Source organism: Candidatus Nucleicultrix amoebiphila FS5 (assembly GCF_002117145.1).
In the GTDB taxonomy this organism is placed as follows: Bacteria; Pseudomonadota; Alphaproteobacteria; order Caedimonadales; family Nucleicultricaceae; genus Nucleicultrix; species Nucleicultrix amoebiphila.
In genome coordinates, this window is sequence record NZ_CP008743.1 from 1,182,426 (window position 1) to 1,199,809 (window position 17,384).

The window sequence follows — 17,384 nt, forward strand, 5'->3', positions numbered from 1 at the left end:
TTTTCATTTTCAACTACCATATCATGACGAAGGGATTTTTTGACGCAAGAAATTTTTGTCAAGATTGGTAATTATTGAATAATGAAGATTTCTTGCCATGGTCAAGGATAAATCCTATAAAGATATAGAGATTTAAGAGAGTTGAACAAATGATTATTACCTGTCCTGAATGTGATCGACGTTATATGACCGATAACCAGTCCTTAGGCGACGTCGGACGTGATGTTCGTTGTGTTGGTTGTGGACACCAGTGGTTCCAAGAAAATATCCGTATTTCAGAACAGACGGACGTCCTTGATCTGGACTTAGAAGAGCCCGAAGAGGAAAATACAGGATCGATTTTGAAAAAGTTGATTTTTGTTTTTGTTTTTTTAGGATTGATTGTGGCGAGCTTTTCCTTTGTCATTTTTAAGAGAGAATGGGTTACGCGCCTTATTCCTGAATCAAAAATTATTTTTGAGAATATGGGGTTTTCGTCAAAAAAGACAAATTTAAGTATCGTGATGGATAATATTGCAACTTTGCAGAAAACTGACAAAGGTGTCATCCAATTCTTTTTGGTGGGGGACATTAAAAATATTGCGGATGGCATTCGTCAAATTCCACCTTTAAAAGTGAAAGTGATGGGACGATGCGATGCGGCATCATGGACCTCAAAGATTGAAGCGAAATTGAAGGGTGACACTGAGTGCACTTTGGATCAGTGGCAGCATGATTGGCATGAAACACGTCTACCAGCTGGTGAAAAACTTAGTTTTGAAACCCAGTCTCGCCCTCAAATTGAGGGGATGCAAAATATTCGCGTTGACTTTTGATAAAAAAGTACTAGTCAATCAGAGTATTCCTTGTTTATAGATAGCTTTTAGAATTTGAAAGGACTTAAGATGAAAAGATCTGAAGGTCAGGCATTAAAGACAATAACTAATGTTTTTGATCTAGACACTTTTTTCTCAAACGAATTTGCTGAACATCAAGAGGTTTTTACTAAAACACAATTAGCTGTGCAGAATGCTTTTGCACACCTTGTAACCGCTGCCGCAGAGTCCATTCGAAATGGTGGAAAGCTGATATTCTTTGGTAATGGGGGAAGTGCAGCAGATGCTCAGCATTTAGCAACCGAACTGACCGTACGTTATCGTCATAATCGTCCAGCAATCGCTGCCATGGCTTTGACAACGGATACATCAGCTTTGACGGCTATTGGGAATGACTTAGGGTTTGAACATCTTTTTTCTCGCCAACTGGAAGCCATCGCCAAGCCAGACGATCTGATTATTGCTATTAGTACATCGGGTAAAAGTCCAAATGTTATTGAAGCCCTAAAGACTGCTCAGACTTTAAAGATTAAAGCGGCGGGTTTTACGGGGGGTGATGGGGGGCTTATGAAAGATTATGCGGATCCCCTCTTGATCGTGCCTTCAAAAACCACCAGTCGAATACAAGAGATGCATATATTTCTTGGGCAGATGCTTTGTGCCGCCCTTGAATACGCCTTAGGACTTGATGAAGAAAGCCTTAAAAAATGACACTTCTCCACCATTTTTCTGATATTATTCATAAATTTGAAAAGACCAGGCTTTTGTGCTTGGGAGATGTAATGATGGATTGCTTTATTTATGGCAATGTTCAAAGGATATCTCCCGAAGCACCGGTACCGGTGTTTAGTGTTGCTCGTAAAACCTATGTTTTAGGAGGCGCTGGTAACGTCGTGCGCAATCTTGCAATGCTTGGTGTCAATGTTTCTTTTTCAGCTTTAGTTGGTAATGACTATGCCGGTGAACAGGTAGCGTCATTGCTGCAAGAGCTAGGAAAAGTTAAAGCCGAATTATATAAAGATCAAAACCGACCCACCACTCTTAAAACGCGCTATATTGCTGGGGGACAGCAGTTAATGCGTGCGGATCAAGAAACCACAATCACTCTTTCGTCTCAGCACCAACAAGAAATTAAAGACTATTTTAAAAAATCCATGGACGACGTCGATGGCGTTATTTTGTCCGACTATCACAAAGGATTTTTGGCGCCGGATCTTTTGAGAGAATTAATAAAAATAGCCAAGGAGAAAGGCAAAACGATCATTGTCGATCCAAAAGGACATGATTACAGCATTTATAAAGGTGTTACGATTTTAACGCCGAATGTTAAAGAGCTGGCACAAGCAACTCGGATGCCTGTATCCACACCAGAAGAAGTGGTCGAGGCAGCGCGATATCTCATGAGCCAATTTAATTTTGAAAATGTACTTGTGACGCGTGGAGCACAAGGAATGGCTTTAGTAACCAAGACTGATGAACCCTATTTTATAGAAGCCCATGCTCTCGAAGTCTATGACGTTTCTGGAGCGGGAGACACGGTGATAGCAGTGCTATCCGCTTCTCTTGCTGCTGGTGCTGATATCAAAGAGGCTGTGAGATTGGCGAATATTGCCGCAGGAATCGTCGTCGCAAAGGTAGGGACTGCAACTGTTACCCGCAATGAATTGACGAGTCAGCTTGAGCAAGAAGAAGGGGGGCTCCCCCAGGAGAAGGTTTTAAGCTGGCAAGAGTTAGCGGATCGAATGATTGACTGGCATCGTCGGGGGCTTAAGGTCGGATTTACCAATGGATGTTATGACCTAATCCATTCCGGTCATCTATCGCTTTTAGGTCAAGCAAAAACGCGCTGTGATCGTTTAGTGGTGGGATTAAACACAGATGCTTCTGTTTCTCGTCTGAAAGGACCTACACGTCCTGTCAATAAAGAGCAAGATCGCGCTTTTGTTCTCGCATCCCTGACCAATGTCGATGCGGTTGTCTTGTTCGATCAGGATACACCCCTTGACCTCATCAAACATATGCGTCCTGACTTATTGGTCAAAGGAGAAGATTATACCCTTGATAAAGTTGTGGGAGCGCAAGAAGTCATGAGTTGGGGAGGGACAGTCTTTTTAGCCGAACTTAAGGACGGGTACAGCACCACCAATACGATTAAGAAGTTATCGGCTTAAGCCTGTTTTTCCTTAAGTTCTTCTTCATCCTCTGGAAGGTTGATTTCAAAAGCGCCCTTTTTACCTGAAAAAAGGCCGGGTCCTGGCTTAACATCATCCTTTTCCGTAATAGGCAGTTCTTTCACTTCACAAGCGCCCAGCATAAGACAAAAAAGAGAGAGAGTCTTTTTCAGCACGATTAAAACTTGATCCGTGCCCCTGACATCACAGCAAAAATATCTTTATACCGTTGTCCAGGAGAAAAGAGTTGATGCTTGCGTGCGCCAATGAATAATTCAGTAGCCGCAGGATCAACATTTTGTACAAGGTAGGCGCCCCAGATATGGGTTACATAATTGTCCGCAAAAATGTGGGCCCCTTTAGCAAAATCTACGGCGACAGACGTTGGCCCCCATGTGAAGTATTTCATTTGATAGCCGCCTTTTATGTAGCCCATAAAACCTTGACGTTTACGATTAGCAAAGCTCTTGTAACTTCGGTTGCCGGCTCCTAAAGTTAGGCTAAGACCACAGGCATGGAGGAAGGAAATACTCCCGCTGGTTTGGTTAGATTTTGACCCCTTACGATCGTTGGCAAAAGCGATACCCCCCTGGATTTGGGTCTTAGCGATTTCACCTGCATAGCGTAGGGCTATGTCTCCCATATCTCCTTGAACGTGAGAGCTGCTCAGCTTAAAGCCCCTCATTTGTGGTGTGTCATAACGTAAACGGTTGTCCCGTCTTAAGCCATCCATGCCTTGAAAAACTTGTCCGATGCTAGGGCCTTTGGAGCCATTTACATTAAAGAAGGTTATCCCGCCTGCAAAAAATTCTGCCGTTGCGCCGTCTGTCATCACATAGGTGCCAGAAAGATCCGATTGCACAATTTCATAGGAAGCAGTATAGCCATGACCCACGGATAATTTTCCGTAGTTATCATGTTCTACAAAGGCTTCGGCTTTGCGAGCATTGAATGTGGTTGGGTTTGGAGACCCTACGCCTAAATCAATAGAATCACTAGAGTTGGGAGAGAAGCCGGCTTCGAAGTTTGTGCCAAGCTTCAATTTTTTAGAGAGCGAAGCCAATCCTTCGAATCGTACTCTTGAGTTTGAATTAGCATTGTCCACGTGGGTGAGGCGACTGTTGGTACCATTATTCCCATATAGGATTGCCCGGTTTACATGACCGCTAATACGCAATTGAACTTTATCATTACCGGACGTTGTGATGGCTTTCGGAATTTCGAGGCCAGAGTTTTTGGGTTCTGGTTGGGCCGCAGGTGCTGCTGCAGGTTTTGCAGTTTCAGCTGTTGTTTTTATGTCCTGGGGTTTCGGTGCCGATTGGTTTTTTTCCAGTTCATTGATGCGTTGCATCAGAGTTTGAACTTGTTCCTTAAGAACGGCAATTTCGTGGGCCGTATCAATTCCATAAAGGGGTGACGTGGATAAGACTATCCAGGGTGCAATAAAAACGCCACGCTTCATAAGTGTTATCCCTGTTTCTTAAAATTTATTTTAGTTTGTAATAAAATACAGGTTTATGAAAACAAGCTCAAGGATTTATTCTTTAGAGAATTTTTAAGCCTAATTCACGAAAAGTTTTGAGTAATTCTTCGGGTAAAGGAGCTTGGACTTGAATTTGTTTTGCTGTTGGCCCCGTAAAACTAATTTGACGGGCATGAAGATGGAGAGCACTGCGCTTACCAAAAGGGTGAGCCTCCCGACCTCCATAAAGACCATCCCCTAGAATCGGACATCCTATCATGGCCATATGTTGACGGAGTTGATGCGTACGGCCGGTTAAGGGCATAAGTTCTACCCAGGTGATGCCCCTTTTAGCCCCCAAAACCCTATAGTGGGTTTCGGCATCGACGGTCATCGTTCCTCGGGGTGTTTTCTTTTCAAGGGGTTCGTGGATTTCTCCTTCATCGAGCGGAGGTTCTCCAACAATCAAGGCCCAATAGGTCTTTTCGATAATTTTTTCTTTAAAAGCTTGGGTTATAAAGGCAGCAGCTTCTCGAGATTTTGCCAAAATCAGTACACCGCTTGTCTCTCGGTCCAAACGATGGGTTAAAAACAAACGTCCATAGGTGGGGTGATTTTGTAGAATTTGGTCCAGATGGAATTTTAGGTTCGTTCCCCCTTGAACCGCCCAACCAATGGGTTTATTCAAGACCAAAACATCATTGTCCTCATAGAGAATGCTTTCCTGAAAGGCTTCCAAGTCGCTTGCGCGTATTTTAGGGGGTGTCTTTATGGGTTTTTCCGACGGTGCTAAGGGAGGAAGACGTAATTCCTGACCTTCCTCAAGAATCGTATCTGTTTTAATACGTTTCCCATTAAGGCGAATTTGACCCGTTCGGATCAGTTTTTGCAACAAAGTATAGGGGATAGATCCCTTGAAATGCCGCTTCAGCCAACGATCTAACCGTTGGCCACTGTCTTCTGGTTGAATTTTAATAATCTCTGCCATAAATGGGTTCTAGCAAGTTTCGAATAAAATAGCCAAGATTCTTTCTGAAAAGAAGTGTTGACCTTAGCTAGTTCTAAAATTATGTTAGCCATGTCTTTTTGACGGGCGCTTAGCTCAGCCGGTAGAGCATCTGACTTTTAATCAGGGGGTCACAGGTTCGATTCCTGTAGCGCCCACCATTTAAATTGGTGGTTCCCAAGAAATCTACAAATAATCTAAATGGACTGGGGGAGCAAATACGAAAAAATCATCACTTCTTTTTGAATCATAATACCCCGTCTTAAACAGATTAACTACCCTCTCTAAACTCACATTTAGCGCAAGAAATGATCAATGAATCCTATAAATTTCACTTTTTAACCGTATTTCTCCTCTCAAGATTTAATAAAGTTCTTCCAACGACAGATGAAATTGAAGCAGAACTGAATGAATTTCCTAAAGAGAAAAATTAAGGAATTATATTTAATTTGTTATAAAATTTGTCTAGACAGAAGGGGGAAGAGTTCCAGCAGACGATTTATAGGGTGATGAAGGATTGATTCCTTAATTTTAAGGAAAGCTTACACATGAATAATGACAAAGTAAAAACTCAATTAATTCAGCAATTCTGGAATATAGTTAGCCAGCATTCTAAGGATCTTTCCATCCTATGGGATTCTAACAAAAGAATAAATGCGTTTTTTAATGTATTCAACAAGCCTCTTAAGAAAATTAATGAGAATCTAACCCTAGAGCTAGGTCGCTTAGAGGGGAATAGTTATGAAATAACCATTAGTGCGGATGGTATAGAAGAAGCGTTTTCGGATGTTGAAGAAATATACAAACAAAAGCCAGAACTAGATGGTTTAATAATTCATAAGTTTAGACAACCTATATTGAACTTAAATGAGCTCCTTATTAATATTAATGATACGAAAGTCAGTTATTCAGACATTTTATTTGAGCTTATAGAAGAAAAAGAAGGAATTATCGTTGTTTTGTTCATTCCAGGATTCCAAGAAGATGTTCCAGAACACGAAACTCTTAAATTTCTGATTATAGATGCATGTCTTGGGGAATATGATGCTGTTAAAAAGGTATTATACTGTGATGCACTGAACCTTGAAGATTATTCTCCGAAGATCATGAAGTCCATTACAATACTGAGGCAAGAATTTGAAAAAGCCTACAAATCTAAGTATTCAAAGGTTGTATAAGTTTTCTTCCTTTATTTTGGAACCCTTGATTTTGATGCTTATTTCATAGAGATTGCTCATCGAATATGGCCTCACACCCAATGCCAGGTTGATTCCAATTGAGACCAACCATGACCCTAATCCAACCGTTCTTTAAAATCTTTTAGAATGATTCTTAAATTTCTAATTCTTCTCCACAGAAGCGTGCATACGGCAAAAAAATTTTAGACAAAAAGGTATGACAAGACACGTATTCTCTCTGCATGGTTAAAATGATGAGATTCAGAAAGAGCAGCGTATGGATCATCACGCACGTAGTATACTATATTTGACTCTTTTATTTCTTGGAGAAATTTGTTTTCTCTTAAGTAGACTATGTATGATTAATTATCCTTACTGAAATTAGCCTCCATCGAGATTTAGAGGCTTATTTGAAGCTTCCAGGATGGTTTCCAATTGTAAGAACGTGGATGCGATATAAGAGCCTCTCCTCTATTGCTTCTTCGTTTATAAGCAATACTTTCGAATCCGAAAACCCTAAACAAGTTGAGCATTATACATCTCCTACAGAAGAGACGCTTATCACTGAAGAAGTGTCTTAACCCTATCATTTTTAAGCACGTTTTAACTTGAAAATGTCATAAAAATATACTATATTTATGACATAAGGAGTATATAATATGCATAGCGTTTTAGTGAATCGTATAAACCGAACCCCTTTGGGGAAAGTCTTTAGTGCCGCTGATTTCTTAAATTTAGCGCAACGTAATACAATTGACCAAACACTTTCCAGGCTTTCAAGAAAAAACCACATCTTAAAAGTTGCAACCGGATTGTATTGTAAACCTCTTAAAAACCCTATTGTAGGAAACATCTCTCCCAACATTGATGATATTGTGCGCTCTTATGCACATAAATTTGGGTATAAAGTGCAGGTAAGCCCTGCGAAGGCTGCCAATCTGCTAGGGTTAAGTTTGCAAGTCCCTGCTCAGCACATTTATCTAACTGATGGACCTAATCGTTCATTAACATTAGGAAGTGTACCAGTGACTTTCAAACATGTTTGCCCCAGGAAACTTTTAGGCCTTGATATAAAGGCAGGGCTTGTTATTCAAGCGTTGTACTATTATGGCAATAAAGGCATCACTGATGCTGTAGCTTCAAAAATCAAAGCAATATTAGATAATAGAGATAAAAAGCAATTGAAAAGCTGGTTAGGACTCCTGCCCGTCTGGATGCAGAGTATTCTTGTGAGAGATGTTTTAAATGACTGACTTCTTTATCCAATCTCAAAAGACGAAAAAAGAAATTATACAAGCTGCTGCATCAAAAATGCAGACTGAGACGACGATTATTGAAAAGGATCTTTGGGTTGTCTTAATCTTAGATGTCCTATTTTCAAAGGATCTACCTGATATTTTCTTATTTAAAGGAGGGACATCCCTTTCTAAGGCTTATCAAATTATTGAGCGTTTCAGTGAAGATATAGATATAACAATTGATAGGCAATATTTTTCAGAACATGCTTCAACGGAAGATTTTTCTCACCTTTCGCGTAAAGTTGTCGATAAAAATATCGGCATATTAAAAGAACAAAGTCTTAGATAAAATTAACTGTTATATTTTACCGTTCTTAAAAAGATCTCTCGAGGAATCATCACGAGAAAAAGTCACAATACGTGCTACCGATGAAGATCCATTTTCAATTGAAATTTTTTATCCAAGCTATTTTGAAGGCCAATATAGCTACATCAAGCCAAGAATATTGATAGAGTTTGGCATTAGAGGAGATAATTTTCCATCAGAGCGAATAACGATCACATCATATATCCATCAACATATTCCAGAGTTAGATAGATTGAATGTTTCAGCGAGCGTCCTATCACCAACACGAACATTCTTTGAGAAAGCTACGCTTCTCCATGCGGAATATAATAGGCCAGTAGATAAACCCACCCCTGAACGTCTATCGCGTCATTTCTACGATGTTTACCAATTAGCCAATAGGAGGGGTTACTTAAACGCTGCAATGCAAGAAATGGATCTCTTAAAAACAGTTATTAAAAATAAAGAGACCTTTTTTCCTTCTGCGTGGGCTAAATACGACCAAATTTTCCAAGAAGGCATTCATCTTCTACCCGGTGATCGTTTAAAAGAGATTGAAGAGGATTATAAGAAAATGGAACAAATGTTTTTTAACGCTAAAGCCATACCTTCTATGAAAGAAATTTTATTAAAGCTGGAAGAAATTGAAACTCAGCTTAACAAAAAACTTATAAAAAAGCCCTAAGAGTGTAGTTATAAAATAACTTCGTACAGTTTCCAGCTAAACGGATATGAAAAAAATTGACTTAATCACTTTTTTTCTGAGTTGAAAATCGCTTTGATCTGTGAAGCGTTAAATAGGTTTTTCTCCTTTAATGCGGCTTTAGCCTCAGTTAATGGCTTAGCTTTCAAAATTTCAAGAGCATGATTAAATTCTGTAGAGGGCATATGCTGTTCAAGACTATAACGCGCAAGAGCATCTGAATTGAGCGTACTTGCTAATTGAGGAGATGAGGTTTTTACCGCCTCTCCTTGAGTTTTTCGTTCGTTGTAAAGCATTGCATGGACATCCGATTTTATATTATTTATTTCCTTTGTTTGTTCGCTGATTTTAGTAATCTCTTTTTCTAAAGATGAAAAGGAAGAGCTAATCCACGTATAAATAACAAAACTAATACCAAAGATTGGGAGGAGCAATAATATAACATTAAAAGTACTGATACAAATCTGTTGGTCTTGAAATTTTCTTTTGTTCATCAGCAAATCAACTTTTCTGCAAATAATGCTTTATTTTTTAATTCTGTAGCTTTTATCAGTTTTGGTCAATTTTATTATTTCTATTTTTGGCTCAGAGCATTTTTACAGCTATCTCGAATAATATTTGGGGTCACAGGTTCGATTCCTGTAGCGCCCACCATTTAAATTGGTGGTTCCCAAGAAATCTACAAATAATCTAAATGGGCCGGGGGAGCAAATGGGGAGCAAATACGAAAAAATTATCACTTCTTTTTGAATCCTGAGTTTCCATCTACAACAGATCAATTGTCATCATTTCAACTAAAATCTGCCCATTGTCGCAAACAAGTGATATGTCCGATTTAGTTAACAAGTGAGTTGTCCGATGAGAGGATGGACCTTGAAAGGAGGTCCATATGAGAAAACCACAAATCATAGAGGACATTCACCAGATGAGATTCGAAGAAATATATGAAGGGCATAAAAAAGGAAGGTTGAGTTGTGAAGAAGCTTCAGAAATTCTGGGCATATCAGTCAGGATCTTTTATCGCAAACGGCAACGTTATGATTCAGAAGGATTTAATGGACATTTTGACTTACGACTTGGTCGCCAGAGTCCTCACCGTGCAGCCGATCGAGAAGTTGACTTTATAACAAAGCTTTATGCTGAGATGTATCGAGGTTTCAGTGTCCGCCACTTTCACGAGTTTGCAGTGAGAGAACATGGATTTAAGAGAAGCTATAACTGGGCAAGAAATAAGCTTGAAGAGGCTCATTTGGTTAAGCGGGGTAAACGAGGAGGGGATCATCGTTTAAGGCGAGAACGTCGCCCAATGGCAGGGATGATGCTGCACCAAGATGGGTCGACTCATCGTTGGCTTCCTCATTTAGATTATAACCTTGATCTGATTGTCTCCCTTAACGATGCCACATCAAATATTACATCGGCTTTTCTTGTGGAAGAGGAAGATACTTTAAGCTCTCTGAGAGGGATTCGAGAGACAATAGAATTCTATGGTTTATTTTGTTCCCTTTATACGGATCGAGGGAGCCATTATTGGTTAACACCACAAGCGGGAGGCAAAGTAGACAAGACCCATCTGACACAGGTTGGCCGAGCTTTAAAGCAGTTGGGTATTCGTCATATAGCTGCCTACAGTCCACAAGCAAGAGGGAGAAGTGAAAGGTTATTTGGGACGTTGCAGGATCGTCTTCCAAAAGAGTTTGTTTTAAAAGGGATCAAAACGGTTGAAGAGGCTAATGCCTATTTGAGGAATATATACATTCCTCGTCACAATGAGCGTTTCTCTGTGTCTGCAAAAGAGGAAAAGAGTGCCTTTATTCCCTGGGTGAGAGTTGATTTACGGGATATTTTGTGTATTCAGGAGGAACGGATTGTCCAGAATGATAATACAGTAAGATATGAAGGCCTTACCTTACAGATTCCCAAAAATGATCTCAGGTACCATTACGTGAGGACAACTGTAACGGTACATATATACGAAGATAAGACGCTCGGAATCTTCTACGGGCACTTGTGTTTAGGTAAATACGACGAATACGGAAATCTTAAGGACGAGCAGGAGGTGCCCTGTCATAAAATCGCCGCTTAGCCCTTATGAGCTTCGTTCAGGCCTACGGCCTTCACTTCTCTCATAAGGGCAAAAATCGGTCAACTAACGTGTTAATTACTTCGGCCATCTTCACGTGTTATTGACATTGCTCTGCGAATCATAAAAATCTTTAAGAGGAGGGAGAGGTTGTTTTTGTTACTAAAAAAATTGACCTCTCTTTAGAAATAATATATGACAAAAAGGAAAACAATCTATAGTCAACTCTCAAATATATTTGGATATATACTTATGAAAAAAATTTTTCTCTATTTTATCACTACATCATTATTTTCTTGCTCGTCCGTTTACGCAACAGAGGATCTTTTAGAAGGCATTAGAACGCATGAAAACTCTGGATCAACTTCAGTCAAGGTGGTTAATTATGACCCCTCCGTTTTGGAATTATCAACCTTACAATCTCTTAATGCACGCGCAAAAAAGGGGGATGATGAAGATACTCAACCAAAATCATTAGCGCTGTATGACACTAAGAGGCCTAAAGATGATTCTAACGAACCTAGTAAGGAGCCTAACTTTACTAGCGCGGCTCAATCAAAGATTAAAATAGCGCAGCAAGTGAGTGAAAGTGAATATGTACAGGTTGAGGGTGTTGCTAGAGTTCTAGGGAATAGCATTTATGGTTTACCTGATTTTGTTGACTATTTAACTCAATGTGTAGCCCAGTATAAGCCTGGAATTAAGTTAAATTCCCAGAGAGAAATCAAAATCACAGAAGAGGACACCATAAATCTAAAATATTTTTCAAAATATGTACTTGAGACTTTGTTTGGTAAAGATATTTACGACACATACAAACTAACTCCCAAATTCGAGAAATTTAAGACTAGGAATAAAACGTCATTTGATGATTTCAGCTATTCAAATAATCCCGTATTGTTTTCTCTTATGTATTATTTTGAGGACAAAGAGAATACAGACCCCGTTGAGATTAGTTTATCAAATTATAAGTCATATAACGAATTAAAATTTAAATTTTTCCCATGCTCTGATGATGAAAGTGGAATACACATAGACGACTTCCACTTTAGTCAGAATGAGATGCCTTATTACTTTCATCAATCTTTAAAAGTACAAGATTCAAGAGATACTCTTAGACATTATCTGACGAAAGGCACTTATAATACCATACTAGATGCATTATATAAATTCGACATCTATAAAATAGAAAAAGATACTTACCGCGTTAAGGTTAAGCTCTCCTCCAAAGAAAACGCCTACAGTGATAAATTCACAGATCGAAAAATTTCAAACTTCGTTCTGAAAACAAAGTAAAAGCTTGGTTACTTCTCTCTTATAGAGGGAGGTAACCCTTATCCTTCCCTACGATCATGACAAACTAATATTCTTGATAGGTTTAGTACGTATGAGTTTGAGTTAATAAAAATCGGGAGTGTTAATTAAAAGAGAGACATGATATACAGCCTTCAAACAAAGATAGGAGGCAGAAATGCAAGTTAGATGTAAGGATTGTGGAAGCTTTAAACTTGTAAGAAATGGGAAGGCAAGAAAACATCAAAGATATAAATGCAAAGAATGAGGTCTGTCGTTTATCGAAGGTGATCGGAGACAGAAAACGCCTGTTGAAGCTCAGGCTTTAGCTGTCCTGTTGTATGGAATGGGAAAATCAAGTTATGGATTCATAGCAAAACTTTTTAAGGTTTCGAGAACAGCTGTTTACCACTGGATTCGTAATTTTTGTGAGGACCTTCCGCCCCCTCAAGTGCCAGAAGGGACCTATGATATTGACTTTGATGAGATGTGGCATTATGTCACTTCAAAAAAAACAAACTCTGGATTTGGAAAGCCTTGGATCGTCATGAAGGGAAAACCCTTGCCTGGGTTACAGGCCATCGTAATGCTAAAACCTTCCAAAGACTTTATGAAAAAGTAAAGCACGTCAAAGGAAACTTTTACACCGATGATTGGGAGGTTTACTCCCAGATTCTTCCTCAAGAGAGGCATATCATTGGAAAGTCAGGAACGACTCGTATTGAAAGTGATAACGCGAATACCAGGCATCACTTAGGGCGCATGGCAAGAAGAACGAGAATTGTCTCAAGAAGCAAAGATATGGTTGATCTTTCCTTGCGTCTTTCGCGGTTTCTGCAGGAACCCACCCATTTTGAAATAATCAGAGAAAAATTCTCGTCTATCTTTTAATTAACACTCCCATAAATTTGAAGCCTTTCCAGAAACTTTGTTTTAAGTACTCTCGTATTTTTTAATTATTGATCTTCAAATAATTTTGTGACTGTCCAGCCATCACTGGTGTAAGCATCAAGCATAAATGGCAGATGAAAAATGCCAACTCCTACAAGCACTTTATCTTCTGGATTTTTAGTTGCGATCCTTATGCTTTTTTGTATAAAAGCTGGGTCGCGGTCATTTAGAAATTGCTCTTCCTTGACTTGCTGGCGTATGTCATCAAGGCTTCGGGGATAGCTTCTGGGTGAAGGGTCCTCGAGATAAAAAAAACAAGAAAAATTGAGCTGCTGCTTTTCTAATTCTGATGAAATCTCATCGAAGGAGAGTCTTGACAAACCATGACTGTCATCGCTGCACAATTGTTCTTTAAAGGAGATAAGTCCTAATGTACGTTTCCCAGCTGCTTGAAAGGACTTTTCAATACAAAAATCCATACCTTCCATAAAGGTTTCTTTATAAGCATATCGGGAAAACAATGAGAGGGTAAAACCAAAATTGAGCTCATAGTTCACAATTTCTTGAAAAGCTATTTTTAGAGGTGAGGGAAGCTGTTTATATTCTTGTGTTTGAAATAACTTATCAAATGAAGCTTGATCCGATGGCCTCCTTGGGAAGTTCTGCTGACATAAAATGATTTTTTCTTCTTCACTAAGGGGTTCAATCTCACTTACAAATAAGGTTGAGCTTTCAATGAGCTGATATGCCTTTGGATGTAACCATTTATAAGGGAAATTATGTTGCGTCCCCATAAGATCAAAAGAAACATCTCCTTTGCTTATATGAAAGGTCTGCGGTGTTATTTTTTGGTCTTCTTCGATAAGGTGCATTTTGATGTCAGAAGCTGATAAAGAAATGCTGTAAATAAAGCATGAAAGTAAAAAGAAACGTCTCATTTATTTTTCCTTTAAGTCAAAACACTTTTTAGCCTTCTTTCCTTTAAAAATGCAAGAAAAAACAGCCTTTTGATAATACCAACTAAAATTGGGAGCCTTAAGGATTTAGAGGATTATTTGAAGATCTCAGGAGAGTTTCCGATTGTAAGAATGTGGATACGATAAGAGTATTCCCTCTATGGCTGCTTCGTTATTTACCAAACACTTTAAATCATACGATTTCTGTGTCGACGCAATCGCCTATAAAAATAGAGGAAAACTTGTAAAGTGAGTGTCAGCACCGAGAGAACGATAAAAATACTTAATACTTTTTCAAATTGTGAGAGGGTGCGATGGTTCTCTTGTATATAAGTCTCTAACCCCTTGGAATTATGAACAAGGTCTATTTCCCGGCGTGTAATGGGGGAAATATCTGCAGGAGGAGAATGAAGAAGGTTTTTTGCCTCTAAATCGCGCATTTCATCCAAGGCAAAATAAAGATCATTTAAAACCCCACCCCCTCCGAGGCAGAGAATAAAAAAAATGAGAGAAAGTACGATCGATGTTACGGTCGTTAGCGTGAGGAGAAATTTGAATTTTTTATAGCCCATCCTTAACATTTATAGTCTGATATTCTTGTTTGCAAGCGCAGAGTGTTTTTGCAGGATGTCCGCGATAATAAAAAGCTCATAAATTTTATGATATACAGATCATATATAATTTTTATGATTGACAAATCATATTTTTATTTTATGATTTAAAGATCATATGTAGGAATAACAAAATGCAACAGACTGCAAGGACGCCCAAACAAGTCGGTGAGATTCTTCATCGAACCCGTCGTGCGCTTCATATTAGCCAAAGTGCGTTAGGAGAAAAATCTGGGTTATGGCAAGAAACCATCTCTCGAGTTGAAAAAGGTTCTCCAGGTACGAAGCTCGAAACCTTATTTGATCTTTTGGCGGCGCTTGATCTTGAAGTTGTGATACAACCGCGACGTAAAAATAAGATTTCCAAAATGGGAGCAATATTTTAATGGGACGTCGTCGCGCTTACGTGCATTTGACGGTCTTGATGAATAATCGTCTTGTTGGCCATCTGACCAAAGAGATGCATGGATCTATTACTTTTTCGTATGATTCTCTCTGGCTTCGCTGGGAACATGCGATGCCGATTTCTCTCTCTCTTCCTTTGCGAGAAGATCCCTATAAAGGAGCAGCCGTCTCTTCTGTATTTGAAAATCTTCTGCCCGACTCAGACACGATGCGAAGACACATGGCTGAACGTTTGGGTGCGGACGGCATTGATGCTTATAGTTTACTTGCAAAAATAGGCAGAGATTGCGTAGGAGCGTTGCAATTTATTCCTGAAGGTGTGTCCATAAAACCCAAACACGAAATCCAAGGCACCGTTGTTGATGAAGACGATATTGAGAAGATGCTTCTTAACTTAGGGAGATTTCCTTTGGGGCTTGATCTGGAGAGTGATTTTCGAATTTCCCTTGCAGGGGTTCAGGAAAAAACAGCGCTATTATTTAAAGATAATCAATGGATCAAACCGACAGGTACAACACCAACAACGCATATTTTAAAAACCCAAATTGGTCACCTTCCAGGAGGGATTGATCTTTCCAATAGTATTGAGAATGAATTTTATTGCTTAAAAATTTTAGAAGCGTTTCACCTTCCTGTGAATCAAGCTCATATCCAGACATTTGGTAAAACAAAAGCTCTTGTTATAGAGCGTTTTGACCGGTTGTGGACTGATGATGGTCGATTAATCCGCTTGCCTCAAGAAGACTTTTGTCAGGCACTTTCCGTTCCTCCTACCCGTAAATATCAAAATCAAGGGGGTCCAGGAATCCATGACATTATGCGCTTACTCCGAGGCAGTGATGAAGCTCTCGAAGACCAACAAAAATTTTTTAAATGTCAGATTCTTTTTTGGTTGTTGGGAGCCACAGACGGGCATGCAAAAAATTTTAGTATCTTTTTAGCACCAGGGAGTGGGTATAAACTTACGCCATTTTATGATGTTTTAACGGTACAACCGAGCATCTCGGCACGACACATCGAAATGAAAAAAGTTAAGCTTGCCATGTCCGTCGGTCAGGCGCGTCATTACAAAATAGAGGATATTCATCGGCGTCACTTCTTTCAGACGGGAGAACGAGCGGGCCTTTCTAAATCTGTCATTGATAAAATCATCCAAGATATTATTGATCAAACGCCCGCAGTGTTTAAAAAAATAGAATACTTTCTCCCTCCAGGTTTTCCTCAAAGCATTCATAAATCTGTGAAAGATGCTTATAAAAAAAGGATGAAATTCCTCACCGTATAGCGGCTTATTTGAAAGATAGTTTTTTATTAAGATGTGAAAAGTAAGCGTGATCAATTATTATAAAAACAAATCATAAAGGAGGTGCGTATGTCTACAAACGAAAAAATCTGGTTTATTACAGGAGTTTCTGGGGGATTGGGGAGAATGATTTCACAAGAAGCGGCCCATCAAAAAGACACAGTGATTGGGACTGTTCGCCATGCGCATCAACTTCAAGAATTTGAAAATCTTGTCCCAGGGCGCACCTTTGCTGTACAAATGGACGTAACTCATCCAGATGAAATAAAAAAAGCCTTGGATGAAGTACTTAAGCGTTTTGGCAGGATAGATGTTCTCGTGAATAATGCGGGGTATGGCCTATTAGGCGCAATAGAGGAGATTAGCGATCAAGAAGCGCGTGCGCAGATGGAGACTAATTTTTTTGGAGCTCTAGAAGTAACCCGGCAAGTCCTCCCCATTATGCGTCAACAAAAATCAGGCCATATTATTCAATTGTCTTCCATTGCAGGTCTTGTTGGTGGTGCTGGCGCTGGGCTTTATAATGCTAGTAAATTTGCCCTCGAGGGATTCAGCGAAGCGTTGTCCCAAGAGATAAAAATTTTTAATATAAGCGTGACGCTCGTAGAACCTGGCCCCTTCCGAACAAATTTCTTAGGCAGCTCTATTAAAAGAGCTCAGAAAACAATAGAAGAGTACGCTATCACCAGTGGAATGGCGATACACCAATGGGGAGAAAACAATGGGAAACAAGAGGGAGATCCCAAAAAGGCAGCACGTGTCATCGTAAAAGTGGCTCATGCAGAGCATCCTCCCCTTCATCTTCCTCTTGGAAAAAATGCTTTGGATCGCTTGCATCAAAAGCTAAGCGCTCTTGAAAAAGATATGAGTGCGTGGAAAGAAGAATCTTTAAATACTTCTTTTGAATAGAACATACTGAACTA

Annotated in this window: 21 protein-coding genes and 1 tRNA gene; 16 read left to right on the forward strand and 6 right to left on the reverse strand. The window is 39.5% G+C overall.

Annotated features, from left to right (window positions below; translation table 11 throughout):
- Nucleotides 1-149: 149 nt before the first annotated feature.
- The 3 genes from GQ61_RS05810 to rfaE1 all read left to right on the forward strand — a co-directional run bounded on the left by GQ61_RS05810 (nt 150) and on the right by rfaE1 (nt 2,986).
- On the forward strand, nt 150-815 hold the full coding sequence (locus GQ61_RS05810) for an MJ0042-type zinc finger domain-containing protein (RefSeq protein WP_085784418.1): 666 nt from the start codon (nt 150-152) through the stop codon (nt 813-815).
- 69 nt (nt 816-884) lie between these two features.
- A complete protein-coding gene (locus GQ61_RS05815) occupies nt 885-1,526 on the forward strand; it encodes a D-sedoheptulose 7-phosphate isomerase (RefSeq protein WP_085784419.1) in 642 nt (213 codons plus the stop codon).
- Nucleotides 1,523-2,986: a D-glycero-beta-D-manno-heptose-7-phosphate kinase gene (gene rfaE1 / locus GQ61_RS05820; RefSeq protein ID WP_085784420.1), complete on the forward strand. Its 1,464-nt coding sequence runs from the start codon at nt 1,523-1,525 to the stop codon at nt 2,984-2,986. The genes GQ61_RS05815 and rfaE1 overlap by 4 nt, the downstream gene beginning before the upstream one ends.
- Here the strand turns inward: rfaE1 and GQ61_RS05825 are convergent.
- The 3 genes from GQ61_RS05825 to GQ61_RS05835 form a co-directional block, all read right to left on the reverse strand.
- Nucleotides 2,983-3,162, reverse strand: coding sequence for a hypothetical protein (locus GQ61_RS05825; RefSeq protein WP_085784421.1), 180 nt, complete (start codon nt 3,160-3,162; stop codon nt 2,983-2,985). The two genes, rfaE1 and GQ61_RS05825, sit on opposite strands and share 4 nt — an antisense overlap.
- A gap of 2 nt (nt 3,163-3,164) precedes the next feature.
- A complete protein-coding gene (locus GQ61_RS05830) occupies nt 3,165-4,448 on the reverse strand; it encodes a porin (protein WP_085784422.1) in 1,284 nt (427 codons plus the stop codon).
- An 82-nt stretch (nt 4,449-4,530) separates the two neighbouring features.
- Nucleotides 4,531-5,436, reverse strand: a complete 906-nt coding sequence (locus GQ61_RS05835) for an RluA family pseudouridine synthase (protein ID WP_085784423.1) — start codon at nt 5,434-5,436, stop codon at nt 4,531-4,533.
- A 103-nt stretch (nt 5,437-5,539) separates the two neighbouring features.
- Between GQ61_RS05835 and GQ61_RS05840 the strand changes: the two genes are divergently transcribed.
- The 5 genes from GQ61_RS05840 to GQ61_RS09310 all read left to right on the forward strand — a co-directional run bounded on the left by GQ61_RS05840 (nt 5,540) and on the right by GQ61_RS09310 (nt 8,901).
- Nucleotides 5,540-5,615 (forward strand) — tRNA-Lys (locus GQ61_RS05840).
- Between the two features lie 387 nt (nt 5,616-6,002).
- Nucleotides 6,003-6,632, forward strand: coding sequence for a hypothetical protein (locus tag GQ61_RS05845; RefSeq protein WP_085784424.1), 630 nt, complete (start codon nt 6,003-6,005; stop codon nt 6,630-6,632).
- A gap of 659 nt (nt 6,633-7,291) precedes the next feature.
- Nucleotides 7,292-7,885, forward strand: coding sequence for a DUF6088 family protein (locus tag GQ61_RS05850; RefSeq protein WP_085784425.1), 594 nt, complete (start codon nt 7,292-7,294; stop codon nt 7,883-7,885).
- The gene (locus GQ61_RS09305) at nt 7,878-8,219 is read left to right on the forward strand and encodes a nucleotidyl transferase AbiEii/AbiGii toxin family protein (RefSeq protein WP_085784426.1); all 342 of its coding nucleotides are present in this window, start codon (nt 7,878-7,880) and stop codon (nt 8,217-8,219) included. Before GQ61_RS05850 ends, GQ61_RS09305 begins: the two co-directional genes overlap by 8 nt.
- A 67-nt stretch (nt 8,220-8,286) precedes the next feature.
- The gene (locus GQ61_RS09310) at nt 8,287-8,901 is read left to right on the forward strand and encodes a nucleotidyl transferase AbiEii/AbiGii toxin family protein (protein WP_269747293.1); all 615 of its coding nucleotides are present in this window, start codon (nt 8,287-8,289) and stop codon (nt 8,899-8,901) included.
- 65 nt (nt 8,902-8,966) lie between these two features.
- Here GQ61_RS09310 and GQ61_RS05865 read toward each other — a convergent pair whose 3' ends face one another.
- Entirely contained in the window at nt 8,967-9,413 is a 447-nt protein-coding gene (locus GQ61_RS05865) for a hypothetical protein (protein WP_085784428.1), read from the reverse strand.
- Nucleotides 9,414-9,808: 395 nt separating this feature from the next.
- Here GQ61_RS05865 and GQ61_RS05870 point away from each other — a divergent pair, with 395 nt between their 5' ends.
- From GQ61_RS05870 to GQ61_RS09440, 5 genes are all read left to right on the forward strand, one after another.
- Nucleotides 9,809-11,005, forward strand: coding sequence for an ISNCY family transposase (locus GQ61_RS05870; RefSeq protein ID WP_085784429.1), 1,197 nt, complete (start codon nt 9,809-9,811; stop codon nt 11,003-11,005).
- 249 nt (nt 11,006-11,254) lie between these two features.
- Nucleotides 11,255-12,298, forward strand: coding sequence for a hypothetical protein (locus tag GQ61_RS05875; protein ID WP_157111155.1), 1,044 nt, complete (start codon nt 11,255-11,257; stop codon nt 12,296-12,298).
- A gap of 175 nt (nt 12,299-12,473) precedes the next feature.
- Nucleotides 12,474-12,563 carry a transposase-like zinc-binding domain-containing protein gene (locus GQ61_RS09435; protein WP_157111104.1) on the forward strand — a complete coding sequence of 30 codons (90 nt, stop codon included), beginning with the start codon at nt 12,474-12,476 and terminating at the stop codon, nt 12,561-12,563.
- A 78-nt stretch (nt 12,564-12,641) separates the two neighbouring features.
- A complete protein-coding gene (locus GQ61_RS09260; RefSeq protein WP_198157290.1) occupies nt 12,642-12,917 on the forward strand; it encodes a hypothetical protein in 276 nt (91 codons plus the stop codon).
- A complete protein-coding gene (locus tag GQ61_RS09440) occupies nt 12,833-13,186 on the forward strand; it encodes an IS1 family transposase (protein ID WP_198157280.1) in 354 nt (117 codons plus the stop codon). Before GQ61_RS09260 ends, GQ61_RS09440 begins: the two co-directional genes overlap by 85 nt.
- Nucleotides 13,187-13,251: 65 nt before the next feature.
- Here GQ61_RS09440 and GQ61_RS05885 read toward each other — a convergent pair whose 3' ends face one another.
- Both GQ61_RS05885 and GQ61_RS05890 read right to left on the reverse strand, forming a co-directional pair.
- Nucleotides 13,252-14,124 carry a TraB/GumN family protein gene (locus GQ61_RS05885; RefSeq protein ID WP_085784431.1) on the reverse strand — a complete coding sequence of 291 codons (873 nt, stop codon included), beginning with the start codon at nt 14,122-14,124 and terminating at the stop codon, nt 13,252-13,254.
- 206 nt (nt 14,125-14,330) lie between these two features.
- The gene (locus tag GQ61_RS05890) at nt 14,331-14,582 is read right to left on the reverse strand and encodes a hypothetical protein (RefSeq protein WP_157111156.1); all 252 of its coding nucleotides are present in this window, start codon (nt 14,580-14,582) and stop codon (nt 14,331-14,333) included.
- Nucleotides 14,583-14,887: 305 nt separating this feature from the next.
- On the opposite strand from GQ61_RS05890, the gene GQ61_RS05895 reads away from it, so the two are divergent.
- From GQ61_RS05895 to GQ61_RS05905, 3 genes are all read left to right on the forward strand, one after another.
- Nucleotides 14,888-15,139, forward strand: coding sequence for a helix-turn-helix domain-containing protein (locus GQ61_RS05895; protein WP_085784433.1), 252 nt, complete (start codon nt 14,888-14,890; stop codon nt 15,137-15,139).
- Nucleotides 15,139-16,443, forward strand: a complete 1,305-nt coding sequence (locus GQ61_RS05900; protein ID WP_085784434.1) for a type II toxin-antitoxin system HipA family toxin — start codon at nt 15,139-15,141, stop codon at nt 16,441-16,443. The genes GQ61_RS05895 and GQ61_RS05900 overlap by 1 nt, the downstream gene beginning before the upstream one ends.
- An 87-nt stretch (nt 16,444-16,530) precedes the next feature.
- Nucleotides 16,531-17,370 carry an oxidoreductase gene (locus GQ61_RS05905; RefSeq protein ID WP_085784435.1) on the forward strand — a complete coding sequence of 280 codons (840 nt, stop codon included), beginning with the start codon at nt 16,531-16,533 and terminating at the stop codon, nt 17,368-17,370.
- Nucleotides 17,371-17,384 lie beyond the last annotated feature (14 nt).